The organism is Burkholderia sp. Bp9090, assembly GCF_003857985.1.
Classification (GTDB): Bacteria; Pseudomonadota; Gammaproteobacteria; order Burkholderiales; family Burkholderiaceae; genus Burkholderia.
Genome location: NZ_QTPV01000040.1, coordinates 1 through 13,950 on the forward strand (window position 1 = coordinate 1; position 13,950 = coordinate 13,950).

Sequence of the window (13,950 nt, forward strand, 5' to 3'; positions counted from 1 at the left end):
CAAGTCCTGCGCCACGCCGCGCGGACGAACCGCCTCCACATGCACGATCCTGGGGAAGGTACGCTCGACCTCCACCTTATCGGTCGCGCCCCATATCCAAGGATCTGGGGCGCAGGCCTTAGCTGGGACTGATGAGGTGGACAGGTTTCGGTCGGGATTTGGTGCAGATTTGATCGACGGCATTCACCGCTCGGTTCCAACGGAATGCGCGAACGCAGGCAACCGATGCTTCCAAGGACAACTTTTCTGAGAATTTCCGTGCCCAAGGACACCCTTTCTGAGACGGTGAGCATGTGATCGTCTCAAAAAAGATGTCCAAGCCATTGATTTATATAGGGTGCCAATGACATCTTTTCTGAGAGCCCACACCGGCGCGCGACTCGGCTTTCGACCGCGAGCCTGTGTCGCGGCTGCCCCGTCAGCACCGCACGCGCCGCATCCGGAGCGTGGCCGACGGCGATTCCCCGAACGCGCGCTTGTAGTCGATCGCGAACCGTCCGAGGTGCGCGAAGCCCCATTTCAGCGCGATGTCCGTCACCGACGCGAGCCCCGGTGTCGCATCGTCGAGCAGTTCGTCGCGCACACGTTGCATCCGCAACTGGCGCACGAATGCCATCGGCGTGATGCCGTGGCGATTGCGGAACCCGGCGAACAGCGTGCTCGGGCTGACGCCCGCGAGTTCGGCGAGCCGTTCGATCGTCAGCGGCTCGTCGAGATGCGCGCGGATGTATTCCTCGACGCGCCGCACGTAGAACGGCGCGAGCGGCGCCGGCGCGTGGCGCGTGCCGTTGCGCGCGGTGTTCGGGTGGCCGTACAGCAACAGGTTGAGCAGCGTCGATTCGAGTTGCTCGAACGCGAGCGGATGGCGCAGCGGATGCCCGTCCGTCGCGATCGCGTCGGCCAGCATCGGCAGCATCTGTGCGAGGCACGCGCCCTGCTGCGACGACAGGCTGAATTCCGGCTCGAACTCCACCGGCGCGCGCCGCTCGTCGCCGAAATGCCGCTGCGCATGCCGCTCCATCACCTCGCGCTCGATCCGCAGGATCACTTGCGGGCACGCCTCGCCCCACCGCATCCTGAGCGACAGCGTCGGCGACAGCAGCGACGCGGTGTCGGGCGACGACACGAAGCGCGTCGCGCCGCACTCGATCTCGGCGTCGCCGCGCAGCGGCATCTGCAACAGATAGAAGTGCTCGAGCGGCCCCGGTTCGATGGACACCTCGCCACCGTAGTCGAGCAGATTCAGCGACAGGTTGCCCCAGCGAGCATGGTGCATGCGGCTGTGCAGCGCGCGCGAATCGCCGGTCGGTGTGAGCCGGTGCGGCTTGAACACGTCCGCTACCCGCGCGCGCACCTCGTCGACGTCATCCGACTGCAGCAGCAGCGTGTCGTGATTGAAACAGGCGGCGTCACCCAGCCAGCCCGCTCCGGAAAATTGCCCCATCGAAGTTCTCCCGTCGTGCTCGATCGCACTTGCGCTGTGCACGCGTTCCCGATTCCGGGGAATCCCGTCGCACGATCCGGATAGCGGCCGGAGTATCCGGACAGTCCGCCTCGCTACACTACGCAAGCCCTGCGCACCCGATGCAAGAAGCGGACCGTTCGCGCATCGTAGAAAACTGTGCGGCGCTTCCGCATCCGCACAAACCCGCAGAGCGCCGTGCCCGGCCCCGCTGCGGCGGGCCGGTCCGCAGGTTTCCGGAATTCGCGGATACCGGCCGAAGAAAGCGGATAGAAGCGCGCGTTTCGTCCGCCAATACTGGGCCCATGCCAGTCACGAACAGAATGGAGAGACACATGCAAGGACGACACATCGAGATCCCGTCGCCGGACGGCGGCGCGTTTCGCGCGTACCTGAGCACGCCGGCCGGCGGCACGGGGCCCGGCATCGTGCTGTGCCACGAAATCTTCGGCGCGAACGCGACGATGCGCGACGTGGCCGATTACTACGCCGAAGAAGGCTACACGGTGCTCGTGCCGGACCTGTTCTGGCGCCAGGCGCCCGGCATCGAACTCGGTTACACCGCCGCCGACTTCGAGCGCGCGATGGCGCTGTACCGCGAATACGACGAAAACAAGGGCGTCGAGGACATCGCCGCCGCGCTGGCCGTGCTCACGCAACGGCCGGAATGCACGGGCCAGGCCGGCGTGCTCGGCTACTGCCTCGGCGGCAAGCTCGCGTATCTCGCCGCGTGCCGCTTGTCGGACGTGGCCGCCGCGGTCAGCTATTACGGCGTGGGCATCGAGCATGCGCTCGACGAGGCCGCTCATCTGCGCGGCCGGCTCGTGCTGCAGATCCCCGCGCAGGACCGCTTCTGTCCGCCCGACGCGCAGCAACGCATCGCCGCGGCGCTCGCGGGGCGCGACGGCGTGGAAGTGTACGTCTACCCTGGCGTCGATCATGCGTTCGCACGCGTCGGCGGCGATCATTTCGACAAGGCGGCCGCGGTGATGGCGCATCAGCGCGCGATCGCCGCGTTCCGCGCGGCGCTCGGCCCGCGCTACGACCTGTCCGCGCTGTGGGAAGAACATCTCCGGCACGAATTCGACACGCGCAACGTCGACGCGACGATGGACACGATGGTCGCGCAACCTTACGTGAACCATATTCCGACACTGACGGGCGGCGTCGGCTACGACGAACTCAAGCGCTTCTACACGCATCACTTCGTGCATGCGAACCCGCCAGACACCACGATCACGCCGATCTCGCGCACGATCGGCGCGAGCCAGATCGTCGACGAACTGCTGTTCTGCTTCACGCACACGACCGAGATCGACTGGATGCTGCCCGGCGTCGCGCCGACCGGCAAGCGCGTCGAGATCCCGCTCGTCGCGATCGTCAAGTTCCGCGGCGACAAGCTGTATCACGAGCACATCTATTGGGACCAGGCGAGCGTGCTCGTGCAGGTCGGCCTGCTCGACGCGGCCGGGCTGCCCGTCGCCGGTGTCGAAACGGCGCGCAAGCTGCTCGACGAAACCGTGCCGTCCAACGGCCTGATGCAGCGCTGGCGCGACAGCGCGTAATCGACGGATACCCGGGCGGCACGTCGAACGCGCGCCGCCTGCGCTCAATCATTCCAGGAGACTCCCCATGACTGCCCTTGCTGGCAAAGTCGCGATCGTCACCGGCGGCGCCACGCTGATCGGCGCCGCCGTCGCACAGGACCTGAGCCGCGCCGGCGCGTGCGTCGCGATCCTCGATCTCGACGCGGAGAACGGCGCGCGCGTCGCCGCTACGCTCGGCGAACGCGGCACGTTCATCGCGACCGACATCACCGACGACCGCGCGATCGAGCGCGCGGTATCGGCCGTCGCCGAACGCTTCGGCTCGATCGACCTGCTGATCAACCTCGCGTGCAGCTACGTCGACAACGGCATCCAGGCCACGCGCAACGACTGGCTCGCGGCGATGGACGTCAACGTCGTCTCGGCCGCGATGCTCGTGAAGGTCGTTCATCCCTACCTGACCCGGCGCGGCGGCGGCGCGATCGTGAACTTCAGCTCGATTTCCGCGCAATGCGCGCAGACCGGCCGCTGGCTCTATCCCACATCCAAGGCCGCGATGCGCCAGCTCACGCGCAGCATGGCGATGGATCTCGCCGCCGACCGGATTCGCGTCAACTCGGTGTCGCCGGGCTGGACGTGGTCGCGCGTGATGGACGAGCTCACGCACGGCGACCGCGCGAAGACCGATCGCGTGGCCGCGCCATTTCATCTGCTCGGGCGCGTGGGCGATCCGTCGGAAGTCGCGCAGGTCGTCACGTTCCTGTGCAGCGATGCGGCAAGCTTCGTGACGGGCGCCGACTACGCGGTGGACGGCGGCTACTCCGCGATGGGCCCCGAGCAGGCGGTACCGGCGATTCCGCGGCTGGCCGAATAACCGCCGGCCGTTCCTTCCCGCCCAGATTTCATTCCATTTAATTCGTCATGCAAAGGATTGCATCATGAAACGCATCGCTATCGTCGGCGCCGGCCAGTCCGGCCTGCAACTCGCCTTCACGCTGCTCGACCAGGGTTATCACGTCACGCTCGCGACCAATCGCGACGCGCAACAGATTCGCGCCGGCAAGGTCATGTCGAGCCAGTGCATGTTCCATACCGCACTTCAGATCGAACGCGATCTCGGCCTGAACGCCTGGGAAGAAGCGTGCCCGTCCATCGACGGCATCGGCATCGCGGTGCCGCATCCGCAAGGCAACGGCCGCAAGGCGATCGACTGGTCGTCGCGGCTGACCCGCTACGCGCAATCGGTCGACCAGCGCGTGAAGATGGCCGACTGGCTCGACGCGATCCGGCGCCGCGGTGCCGATGTGCGCATCTGCGACGTCGGCGTGCCGGAGCTCGAGGCGCTCGCACGCAGCCACGATCTCGTGCTGCTCGCGGCCGGCAAGGGCGAAATCGTGAACCTGCTCGGCCGCGACGACGCACGCAGCGCGTTCGAGCGCCCGCAACGCGCGCTGGCCCTCACCTACGTGACGGGCATGACGCCTAGCGAGCCGTATTCGCGCGTGCGCTTCAACCTGCTGCCCGGGATCGGCGAATACTTCGTGTTTCCGGCGCTGACCACGACGGGCCCGTGCGAAATCATGGTGTTCGAAGGGATCCCCGGCGGCCCGCTCGACTGCTGGGCCGACGTGAAGACGCCCGAGCAGCATCTCGACCGCAGCCTGTCGTTCCTGCAGCAGTACGTGCCGTGGGAATTCGAGCGCTGCCGCGACGTTGCGCTGACCGATCCGAACGGCACGCTGTCCGGGCGCTTCACGCCGACCGTGCGCAAGCCGTTCTTCCGCCTGCCGTCGGGCCGCACCGTGTTCGGCATGGCCGACGCGGTGGTCGTCAACGATCCGATCACCGGTCAGGGTTCGAACAATGCGGCGAAATGCGCGAAGGTGTACGGCGACGCGATCCTCGCACGCGAAGCCGAGCCGTTCGACGAAGCCTGGATGCACGACACGTTCGAACGCTACTGGGCCTACGCACAGCACGTCGTGCGCTGGACCAACTCGCTGCTCACGCCGCCGCCGCCGCACATCCTCGAGCTGCTCGGCGCCGCCGGCCAGCTGCCGTCGCTCGCCGCGACGATCGTCGACGGCTTCGACGATCCGCGCCGGTTCGCGCCGTGGTGGTTCGAGCCGGCGGCCTGCGCCGCGCTGATCCGCGAACACGCCGCCCGTTCGGAGTAAGCGACATGAACGCCACCGCTTCCGGCAATCCGGGCCTCGACCCGCAGCAATTGCGCGCCGCGTTCGGGCAGTTTCCGACCGGCGTCACCGTGATCACCACGCGCGCGCCGGACGGGCGCAAGGTCGGCCTCACCGCCAATTCGTTCTCGTCGCTGTCGCTCGATCCGCCGCTCGTGCTGTGGAGCCTGCGCAAGGTCGCGCCGAGCCGTCCGGATTTCGTCGCGGCCACGCACTTCGCGATCAATATCCTCGCGCACGACCAGATCGAACTGTCGCGCCGTTTCGCGACGCCGAGCGCCGACAAGTTCGACGGCGTGCCGCACGTGGATGCCGATGCGGGCGGCGTGCCCTGTCTCGACGGCGCAAGCGCGCGTTTCGTGTGCCGCCATGTCGGCCATTACGAAGGCGGCGACCACCTGCTGTTCATCGGCCAGATCGAGGCATTCGATGCGTTCGGCCATGCACCGCTCGTGTTCCATGCGGGCCAGTATCGCGCGATCTCGGCACACCCCGATCTTTCTCGTGCCGATTGATTAGTTATACAAAAAAATATTCAGGAGGTGGTGATGATGAAATGCGGCTCTCGCCTGCTTGCGATCGCAGGCCTCGTGTGCTTCGGCCTGACCGGGCACGTGCCGGCGCATGCGACCGACCTGCCATCGGTCAACCTGGGGATGACCAGCTTCCTCGACGGGATGCCGCCGGCCGGCGCCGGCTGGTACGGCACGCAGTATCTCGAGTACTACACGGCCGAACGCGTCAACGACAATGCCGGCAACAAGGTCGGGCTGCCGAAGCAGGACATCGACCTGTTCGCGGGGCTGAGCCAGCTCGTCTACCAGTCGCCGCTGGCGTTCGGCGGCATGCATCCGGGGCTCGACGTGATCCTGCCGTGGGTGGCGTCCGTGCACACGAACGACGGAATCGGCAACGTCGCGCTGAATTCGCGGGCCGGGTTCGGCGACCTGCTGATCGGCCCGTTCATCCAGTTCGATCCGGTGATGGGCCCGCAGGGGCCGCGCTTCGCGCAGCGGGTGGAATTCCAGTTCATCGCGCCGACCGGCGCATACGACCCGGCGCGGGCGATCAATCCGGGCAGCCATTTCTGGTCGTTCGATCCGTACTGGGCCGCGACGTTCTGGGTCACGCCGAAGTGGACCGTGTCGTGGCGCCTGCACTATCTGTGGAATGCGACCAATCACGAGCCGGCGACCGCGCTCGGCCCCGACGTGACGTCGACGCAGGCCGGCCAGGCCGTTCATGCGAACTTCGCGACCGAGTACGAAGTGCGGCCCGGACTACGTTTGGGGCTCAACGGCTACTGGCTGCGCCAGACCACCGACATGAAAGTGAACGGGCAGGACGTGTCCGGCACACGGGAAGCCGTGCTCGCGATCGGGCCCGGCGCGATGGTCAGTTTCTCGCCGCAGGATCACCTGATGTTCAACGCGTACTTCGAGGTCCTTGCGCGCAATCGGCCGCAAGGTTCGCGGATGGTATTGCGGTACGTGCATCATTTTCAGTGACGCGCAAACCAGGCCGGCCTTGCCGGCCGATATCGTATGACGAATGCATCGCGCACCTTCGGAGCCCGGTTGCGTGTCCTATAGTTTCGGGGATGGCAAGGAGACCACTGAAACACAACAAGGAAGGGAATACGCGATGGCGACCTCTGCTCCTCCCCGGCTTTACCCGCGCGCCGCGCAGCGGCTGGTGCATCACCTGGCGACGGTTGCACCGGCGCTGGCCGTCGGCATCGCCGTTTCCGCCTGCGGCGGCGACAGCTCGCTGAACAGCGACGAGCCTGCCTACGCCACCCAGGCACGCCCGCAGATCAATGCGCTGCTCGCGAGCACGATGACGCCCGGCGCGGTCGTCTACGTGCAGTCGCCGCAAGGCAACTGGCTCGCGTCGTTCGGCACGGCCGTGCGCGGCACGAACTCGCCGATCCCGACGAACGCGCACTTTCGCATCGGCAGCGTGACGAAGACGTGGACGGGCACCGTGATCCTGCAACTCGTGCAGGAAGGCAGGCTGCGCCTGACCGATCATGTCAGCCAGTACGTCGCGAACGTGCCGAACGGCGACACGATCACGATCGAGCAGTTGCTGACGATGCGCAGCGGTCTCTACAACTACTCGACCAGCCTTGCGTTCAACCAGTCGCTCGACACGCAGCCGGACAAGGTGTGGACCGTCGACGAACTGCTGGGTATCGCGGAGAACCAGCCCGTCTATTTCGCGCCGGGCGCGGATTTTCGCTACTCGAACACGAATACGGTGCTGCTCGGCCTGATCATCGAGCAGCGCACCGGCATGAGCGCCGCCGATGCGATCCGGACGCGGCTGTTCGCGCCGCTCGGGCTGACCGAGACATCGCTGCCGCCGCAGGACAACACGGCGCTGCCCGCGCCGGCGCCGCGCGGTTATCAATGGGGCACCAACGTGGAGACGATCGACGGCGACGCGCTGTCTCCCGCGCGCCAGGCCGCCGCGAAGAACGGCACGCTGCAGCCGGCCGACGTGACGACGGTCAATACGTCGTGGGCATGGACGGCCGGCTCCGGCATCTCGACCGCGGCCGAACTGGGTGCGTACGTGCAGCGGATGGTCGGCGGCGGCTACCTGAATGCGGACCTGCAGGCGCAACGCCTCGCGAGCTGCACGCCGATCGATCCGTCGAATCCGGCGTCGGCGAGCTACTGCATGGGGCTCGCGAAGTTCGGCACGTTCTACGGGCACACCGGGGAAATACCGGGTTTCAATACGTTCGCGGGCTACGATCCGGCAACGAAGACGACGATCGTCACGTGGGCGAACACGGCGTCCGGCCCGGACGGACGCGCACCGGCCAACGAGATCGCACGGATCATCATGGGCGAGCTCAGCAAGGCGGCCGATGTGCCGAGCGAGGGGCGGCCTTGAGGGGAAGCCGTAGGGGGCCACCCGCGCGGGCAGTGGACTACGGCTGCGTCCATGGCCGACCATGGGTCCGGGTTGCGTTGACGCCGCTATGATCGACCTGTCTCGCGGCGCCGCCCGGGGGGAGAAGGAGCCTCCCATGAAGACGGTGACCGTGCCGGCCGACGATGCCGGGCCGGCACGCACATCCGGTTCGCGCGGCCCCCGCCGCCGCTTACTGCCCGATGCTGGTGAAGGTCGGCAGCAGCACGCGATACACGTGAATCATTGCCGGCCCGAGCAACACGCACATCAGCGCCGGGAAGATGCAGAAGATCAGCGGGAACAGTAGCTTCAGCGCGATCTTCGCGGCCCGCTCCTCCGCGCGCATCCGCCGCCGCGTGCGCAGCATGTCCGAAAGCACGCGCAGCGATTCCGCGATGCTCGTGCCGAAGCGATCGGCCTGGATCAGCATCGCGCAGAACGATTCGATGTCCTCGACGCCGGTCCGCAGCGCCAGGTTGCGCAGCGCGGTATCCTTCGTGAACCCGGAACGCATCTCGAGCAGCAGCAAGTCGAGTTCGCCCGCGACCACTTCGCTGCGAAAGCGCAGCTCCTCGCTCACCCTCATCAGCGCTGCATCGAGCCCGAGCCCTGCTTCGACGCATACGGTCAGCAAGTCGAGCGCATCCGGGAAGTCCTCGAAGATCACCTGCTGACGCTTCGCGATCCGGCGCCGGAGGATCACGTTCGGCACGTAGTAGCCGATCCCGGCGAGCGCCACGAGGAGGAACGACAGCAGCATGCGTTGACCCGCGAGGCGGGTCGTGGCGAGCGCCAGCAGCGCAGCGCCCGGCAGCGCCAGCGCGAGTACCGTCTTCGCCGCGAAGTAAAGCGCGCCCGCGTTCGCATCGCGCCAGCCGGCATTCATCAGCCGGATCCGCAGCGGCGAGTTCTCCCAGCCCTCCTGCGGCAGCGACAGCCGGGAAATCGGTTTCGACAGTTCGACGAGTTTCGCGACCCAGTGCGATGTTTGCCCGCCGCCGTCGTTCGCACCGGTGCCGATGCCCACGCTCGCTCCGCTCGCCTGCTGGATCCGGCGCTCCATGTTGCGCGGCGCGAACAGCAGCATCGCGACCAGCACGCCGCCGGCGACGAAAAGGAACAAGCCGGCCAGCATCACGGTATGTACTACGCTCAGGTTTTGCATGACAGCCTCGATTCGGTTCGTGAAGCCCGGGACACGCGTCAGACGCGAATGCGGATGATGCGGCGAATCCACAGCAGGCCGAATGCCATCGACCCGAGCATCACGCCAACCATCTTGATGCCGGCCGGATCCTCCCAGAGCACCGACAGGAACTCGCGGTTCAACACCGCCATCATGCCCGCGGTACCGAACGGCAGCAGGCCGAGGATCCAGGCCGACAACCGCCCTTCCGCGGACAGCACGCGGACCTTGTCGAACAGCTTGAAGCGTTCGCGCACCAGCGACGCGATGCTGTCGAGCAGTTCGGCCAGGTTGCCGCCGGTCTCGCGCTGGATCAGCACCGCGATCACGAAGTAGCGCAGGTCATGGGCCGGCACGCGCGTGGCGAGGTTCACCAGCGCATCGTGCAGCGATACGCCGTAATTGATCTCGTCGAACGTGATCCTGAATTCACTGCCCATCGGATCGGGAAACTCCTCGCCGACCATCCCGAGCGCGCTCGTAAACGAGTGGCCGGAGCGTAGCGCGCGCGCGATCATGTCGCAGACATCCGGCAGCTGGCGCTCGAGCTTGAGCATCCGCCGGTTGCGGTGCCGCATCACGTACATTGCCGGGATGCATGCGGTCAGCAGCGCAATCGGCACCACGACGATCAGCGGCAACACGGTCAGGGTCAGGGCCAGCATCGTCGCCACCGGGAACGCGGCGCAGAGCGTGACCAGTTTCGCGACCGTCCAGTCGAGCCCGGACTGCTGCAGCAGGAGGTCCAGCGACTGCACGCGCGGCATGCGCAACAACAGCCGGTCGAACGGCTTCGACTCGTCGAGCATCCGCTTCTTGAGAATCGACAGCCGCTCCTGCTGCACGCTGCCGCCGGCCGACATCGCGCGCAGGCGCGATTCTATCCGGCGCGCCGCGGCACCGTGGCGCGTGTTCCACCATTGATAGACGCCCTCGATCGCGAGCACGACCGCGACGAAGGTGAGAATCACAAAACCGTAAAAGATCGAGTCCATGAGGCCTCCCCGGAATCAGACGACCGCGCGTCGTCACTTCGTCTCGTAACGCTGCGCCGGGTCGTACAGCGAATCCGGCAGGTTGATGCCGAACGCCTGCAGCCGCTCGGCGAACTTCGGCCGCACGCCGGTCGCGCAGAAGTGTCCGCGCACCGTGCCGTCGCGATCCATGCCGGTGCGCTTGAACGTGAAGATCTCCTGCATGTTGATGATGTCGCCCTCCATCCCGGTCAGCTCCTGGATGCTGACGATCTTGCGCTTGCCGTCGGTGAGCCGGGTGGCCTGAACCACCACCGAGATCGCCGACGCGATCTGCTGGCGCATCGTCTTCGGCGGCAGCGTCAGGCCGCCGACGCTGATCATGTTCTCGAGCCGCGTGAGCGCATCGCGCGGCGTGTTCGCGTGGATCGTCGCGAGCGAGCCTTCGTGGCCGGTGTTCATCGCATTGAGCATGTCGAGCGCTTCCGCGCCGCGCACTTCGCCGAGAATGATCCGGTCCGGCCGCATCCGCAGCGCATTGCGCACGAGCGTGCGTTGCGTGATCTCGCCCTTGCCCTCGATGTTCGGCGGCCGCGTTTCGAGCCGCAGCACGTGCGGCTGCTGCAGTTGCAGCTCGGCCGCATCCTCGATCGTCACGATCCGTTCCGAACGCGGAATGAAGCCCGACAGGATGTTGAGCAGCGTCGTCTTGCCGCTGCCGGTGCCGCCCGACACGAGCACGTTCACTTTCGCCTGGGCCAGCGCATCGAGCAGTTCCGCCATCGGCGGCGTGAGGCTCTGGTAACTCACGAGGTCGTCCATCTTCAGCGGGTTGACCGCGAAGCGCCGGATCGACATCAGCGGCCCGTCGATCGCCGACGGCGGAATGATCGCGTTCACGCGCGAGCCGTCCGGCAGACGCGCATCGACCATCGGAGTCGATTCGTCGATGCGGCGCCCGACCCGCGACACGATCTTCTCGATCACCTTCATCAGGTGCGCGTCGTCGTAGAACGTCACGTCGGTCAGCTCGAGCTGGCCGGCACGCTCGACGTAGACCTGCCGGTACGTGTTCACGAGGATGTCGGAGATGCCGGGGTCGCGCAGCAGCGCCTCGAGCGGGCCGAAACCGAACATCTCGTCGTACACGTCGATCGCGAGCTGGCGCCGCTCGATGTCGTTCGCGGGCAGGCGCTCCTCGTCAAGGATGCGCGAGATCAGCGCCGAGATTTCCTGCCGGACCTGTTCCTGCGGCAGGCGCGACAGACGCTCCAGCTCGACGCGTTCGAGCACCGCCAGGTGAATTTCGCGGCGCAGCTTCTGGTAGGCGTTGCGTACCGACGAATGCGTCGCACCTGCCGGTTCGGTGCCCGCCGCCTGCGGCTGCGTCCGGTACAAGGACATCTGTTCGCGCAATGACATGATGGTTTCCCCGCAAGATTCACATGGACTTGAGCTTCGGCGTGGCCTTGCGGCCGAACAGCCGGGACATCAACGGTTCGCTGCTGGACGTGCCGTGCCTGGTCCGCACGTCCCCTTCGACGATCTGCTTCGCACAGGCCTGCAACGCACGCGTGACCGCCGCGCCGCGCGCGACGCGCGAGGCCGGATGCCCCTGGTCGAGCGCTTCGCGCACGGTGTCGGCGTCGTCGGGTATCGTGCTGCTGGCGTGCAGCCCGAGCACTTCCTCGAGCGCGGCACGAGACCGCTCGCTCGCTCGCGTCATCCGGTTCACCACCAGCCGCAACTGGTCGGTCGGGTAGCCGAGCGACACGAGAATCTCCAGCAACCGGCGGCCCGCGCGCACGTGCGGCATCGTGGGCTGCAGCACGAGCTGGATCTGGTCGCTGCGATCCAGCGCGATCATCGACAGCGGATTGATGCTGACCCCGATGTCGAAGATCACGAAGTCGTAACGCGGCGCCGCGACGCCGAGGATCCATTCGAGCGCGTCCTCGCGCATCTCCGCGGCCTTGACCGGGTCGCCCGCGCCGGCGAGCACGTGAAACGTCGACGTCACGTGCGCGACGCTCGCGTCGAGAAACGCGCCGTCGAGCCGTTCGATCTGCGCGCACAGCTGCGGCAGCGTCGACGGCGGCGTCTCGTCGCTGACGAGGAACGCGGCATCCGCGAACTGCTGGTTCAGATCGACCAGCAGCACGCGGCGCTTGTGGCCTTCGGCGATCTCGTACGCGACGTTGCTCGCGGCGAAGCTCGTACCCGCGCCGCCCTTGCACGACATGAACGACACGAAGCGCGTATCGTCGCTGTCGCGCCGCGTGCTTTGCGCGGCCGCGCGTTCGAGCGCGCGGGCGAGCGCCGCGGGGTCGATCGGCCACTGCAGCACGTCGCGCGCGCCGGCGCGCATCGCGTCCAGCAGCACGTGCGGCGCCGCATCCGCGGTCACCAGGATACCGGTCAGGCCCGGGTGCAGCCGGCAGATTCGCTCGAGCGCCGACAGCTCGGCCGCGTCGGTCGTCGCGCCGTCGATCAGCAGGATGTCGAACGAATCGAGCCCGTCGGTTCGATGCTCGATCTGGGACGGCCGTCCGTGCGCGCGCGTCACGCGATAGTGTCCGCTCTCGGTGACCAGGCGCGCGATCTGCGTGAGCCTGGCGGTATCGTCGGCAGCTACGAGGATATTGATCATGACTGTGCCTCGTCGGTTCGATTATTGACAGGCCGTGCCGCCCGTCGACGAATTCAGGCTTTCCCGCGACAGCGTCGTGGTGAACGACGGCATCGTGATCGAGACGTTCGCGATCGGAATCATCGTCCTGACCGTCACGTTGGTGATGCTGACCGTCACGAACGAGCAGGAGCTCACGTCGCAGCCCGACGGCGTGTAGCTCACCGACACGTTCGCGTTCGACAGCATCGGCATCAGCGACTTCACGCGCTTCACGACGCCGGCGGCGTTCACGTCGCAGACGATCGCCGTGCGTGCGCCGAGCCGGATCGCCTCGGTCGCGGTGTTCCAGTAGAACAGCACGCGCCCGAATTCGAACACGCCGATCAGCAGCATGATCAGGATCGATGCGATCAGCGCGAACTCGACGATCGTCGCGCCGCGTTGAGTGCGCCGGCGCAACAGCGGAAAGGGGCGTGCGTTCATGACACCTGCCTCATCACGGTGACGATGTTGCCGAAGGTGATCGAGGACAGCCCCGGGTAGGCCGGAATCGGCTGGTACTGGTAGCCCTTCACCTTCACCTCGACGACGTTGATGCTGCCGGTGGCCGTGCCGCTTGCCGCGTTGTTGGTCGAGTCGTACGTCGGCAGGTTCGCGAACTGCGGCGGGTCGGACGCATCGGCGCAATCGGTCGAATGCGCGGCGTCGCAGACGATCACCATCGACGTCGTGAGCCCCGGCACCAGCTCGGTGCCGGCGGAGCCGCACGTGGTGCTGCCGTACACGACCAGGCACTGCGCCTCCGCGAGCGGATACGCGCTGTCGGTCGGCAGAAAGACCGACAGGTAGCGCGCCGCGTTGCGCGTCGCCTTGGTGAGGGTCTCGTACTGGTAGATCGCGCGGCCGAACTCGGCCACGCCGGTCGCGAGCACGATCATCGGCATCAGCACGAGCGCGAATTCGACCGCGGCGACACCGCGCATGCGTGACCGGCGAATCGGGAGCCTTTTCATGATCGCGTCTCCA

The 13,950-nt window shown here is 66.8% G+C and carries 14 protein-coding genes; 6 read left to right on the plus strand and 8 right to left on the minus strand.

What is annotated here, in order from left to right:
- Positions 1-183: hypothetical protein (locus DIE16_RS36940; protein WP_221625284.1), on the minus strand; the 183-nt coding region annotated here is incomplete at its 3' end.
- Positions 184-418: 235 nt separating this feature from the next.
- Positions 419-1,444: an AraC family transcriptional regulator gene (locus tag DIE16_RS27905; protein WP_124893822.1), complete on the minus strand. Its 1,026-nt coding sequence runs from the start codon at positions 1,442-1,444 to the stop codon at positions 419-421.
- Positions 1,445-1,797: 353 nt separating this feature from the next.
- On the opposite strand from DIE16_RS27905, the gene DIE16_RS27910 reads away from it, so the two are divergent.
- The 6 genes from DIE16_RS27910 (at position 1,798) to DIE16_RS27935 (ending at position 8,111) form a co-directional block, all read left to right on the plus strand.
- A complete protein-coding gene (locus DIE16_RS27910) occupies positions 1,798-3,027 on the plus strand; it encodes a dienelactone hydrolase family protein (RefSeq protein ID WP_124893823.1) in 1,230 nt (409 codons plus the stop codon).
- A gap of 67 nt (positions 3,028-3,094) precedes the next feature.
- A complete protein-coding gene (locus DIE16_RS27915) occupies positions 3,095-3,883 on the plus strand; it encodes an SDR family oxidoreductase (protein ID WP_124893824.1) in 789 nt (262 codons plus the stop codon).
- A gap of 64 nt (positions 3,884-3,947) precedes the next feature.
- Positions 3,948-5,186 carry a styrene monooxygenase/indole monooxygenase family protein gene (locus tag DIE16_RS27920; protein WP_124893825.1) on the plus strand — a complete coding sequence of 413 codons (1,239 nt, stop codon included), beginning with the start codon at positions 3,948-3,950 and terminating at the stop codon, positions 5,184-5,186.
- A 5-nt stretch (positions 5,187-5,191) separates the two neighbouring features.
- On the plus strand, positions 5,192-5,719 hold the full coding sequence (locus DIE16_RS27925; RefSeq protein ID WP_124893826.1) for a flavin reductase family protein: 528 nt from the start codon (positions 5,192-5,194) through the stop codon (positions 5,717-5,719).
- Positions 5,720-5,752: 33 nt separating this feature from the next.
- Positions 5,753-6,712 carry a transporter gene (locus tag DIE16_RS27930; protein ID WP_124893827.1) on the plus strand — a complete coding sequence of 320 codons (960 nt, stop codon included), beginning with the start codon at positions 5,753-5,755 and terminating at the stop codon, positions 6,710-6,712.
- A 136-nt stretch (positions 6,713-6,848) separates the two neighbouring features.
- Complete coding sequence (locus DIE16_RS27935) at positions 6,849-8,111, plus strand: serine hydrolase (protein WP_124893828.1); 1,263 nt, start codon at positions 6,849-6,851, stop codon at positions 8,109-8,111.
- Between the two features lie 211 nt (positions 8,112-8,322).
- Here the strand turns inward: DIE16_RS27935 and DIE16_RS27940 are convergent, their stop codons facing one another.
- From DIE16_RS27940 to DIE16_RS27965, 6 genes are read right to left on the minus strand one after another with little or no spacing between them, the layout of a single operon-like run.
- Positions 8,323-9,297, minus strand: coding sequence for a type II secretion system F family protein (locus DIE16_RS27940; RefSeq protein ID WP_124646148.1), 975 nt, complete (start codon positions 9,295-9,297; stop codon positions 8,323-8,325).
- A gap of 38 nt (positions 9,298-9,335) precedes the next feature.
- Positions 9,336-10,313 carry a type II secretion system F family protein gene (locus tag DIE16_RS27945; RefSeq protein WP_124893829.1) on the minus strand — a complete coding sequence of 326 codons (978 nt, stop codon included), beginning with the start codon at positions 10,311-10,313 and terminating at the stop codon, positions 9,336-9,338.
- A gap of 33 nt (positions 10,314-10,346) precedes the next feature.
- A complete protein-coding gene (locus DIE16_RS27950) occupies positions 10,347-11,714 on the minus strand; it encodes a CpaF family protein (RefSeq protein WP_124893830.1) in 1,368 nt (455 codons plus the stop codon).
- 19 nt (positions 11,715-11,733) lie between these two features.
- Entirely contained in the window at positions 11,734-12,942 is a 1,209-nt protein-coding gene (locus DIE16_RS27955) for an AAA family ATPase (protein ID WP_124487325.1), read from the minus strand.
- 21 nt (positions 12,943-12,963) lie between these two features.
- Entirely contained in the window at positions 12,964-13,407 is a 444-nt protein-coding gene (locus tag DIE16_RS27960; RefSeq protein ID WP_124487326.1) for a TadE/TadG family type IV pilus assembly protein, read from the minus strand.
- Positions 13,404-13,937 carry a TadE/TadG family type IV pilus assembly protein gene (locus tag DIE16_RS27965; protein WP_124487327.1) on the minus strand — a complete coding sequence of 178 codons (534 nt, stop codon included), beginning with the start codon at positions 13,935-13,937 and terminating at the stop codon, positions 13,404-13,406. The genes DIE16_RS27960 and DIE16_RS27965 overlap by 4 nt, the downstream gene beginning before the upstream one ends.
- Positions 13,938-13,950: the final 13 nt, after the last annotated feature.

What these genes read in the sequence shown, in the direction of transcription:
- DIE16_RS27905 (WP_124893822.1), bottom strand. Translation starts at nt 1,444, where the DNA reads ATGGGGCAATTTTCCGGAGCGGGCTGGCTGGGTGACGCCGCCTGTTTC.
- DIE16_RS27910 (WP_124893823.1), top strand. Translation starts at nt 1,798, where the DNA reads ATGCAAGGACGACACATCGAGATCCCGTCGCCGGACGGCGGCGCGTTT.
- DIE16_RS27935 (WP_124893828.1), top strand. Translation starts at nt 6,849, where the DNA reads ATGGCGACCTCTGCTCCTCCCCGGCTTTACCCGCGCGCCGCGCAGCGG.
- DIE16_RS27945 (WP_124893829.1), bottom strand. Translation starts at nt 10,313, where the DNA reads ATGGACTCGATCTTTTACGGTTTTGTGATTCTCACCTTCGTCGCGGTC.
- DIE16_RS27920 (WP_124893825.1), top strand. Translation starts at nt 3,948, where the DNA reads ATGAAACGCATCGCTATCGTCGGCGCCGGCCAGTCCGGCCTGCAACTC.
- DIE16_RS27915 (WP_124893824.1), top strand. Translation starts at nt 3,095, where the DNA reads ATGACTGCCCTTGCTGGCAAAGTCGCGATCGTCACCGGCGGCGCCACG.
- DIE16_RS27940 (WP_124646148.1), bottom strand. Translation starts at nt 9,297, where the DNA reads ATGCAAAACCTGAGCGTAGTACATACCGTGATGCTGGCCGGCTTGTTC.
- DIE16_RS27930 (WP_124893827.1), top strand. Translation starts at nt 5,753, where the DNA reads ATGATGAAATGCGGCTCTCGCCTGCTTGCGATCGCAGGCCTCGTGTGC.
- DIE16_RS27925 (WP_124893826.1), top strand. Translation starts at nt 5,192, where the DNA reads ATGAACGCCACCGCTTCCGGCAATCCGGGCCTCGACCCGCAGCAATTG.
- DIE16_RS27960 (WP_124487326.1), bottom strand. Translation starts at nt 13,407, where the DNA reads ATGAACGCACGCCCCTTTCCGCTGTTGCGCCGGCGCACTCAACGCGGC.
- DIE16_RS27955 (WP_124487325.1), bottom strand. Translation starts at nt 12,942, where the DNA reads ATGATCAATATCCTCGTAGCTGCCGACGATACCGCCAGGCTCACGCAG.
- DIE16_RS27950 (WP_124893830.1), bottom strand. Translation starts at nt 11,714, where the DNA reads ATGTCATTGCGCGAACAGATGTCCTTGTACCGGACGCAGCCGCAGGCG.
- DIE16_RS27965 (WP_124487327.1), bottom strand. Translation starts at nt 13,937, where the DNA reads ATGAAAAGGCTCCCGATTCGCCGGTCACGCATGCGCGGTGTCGCCGCG.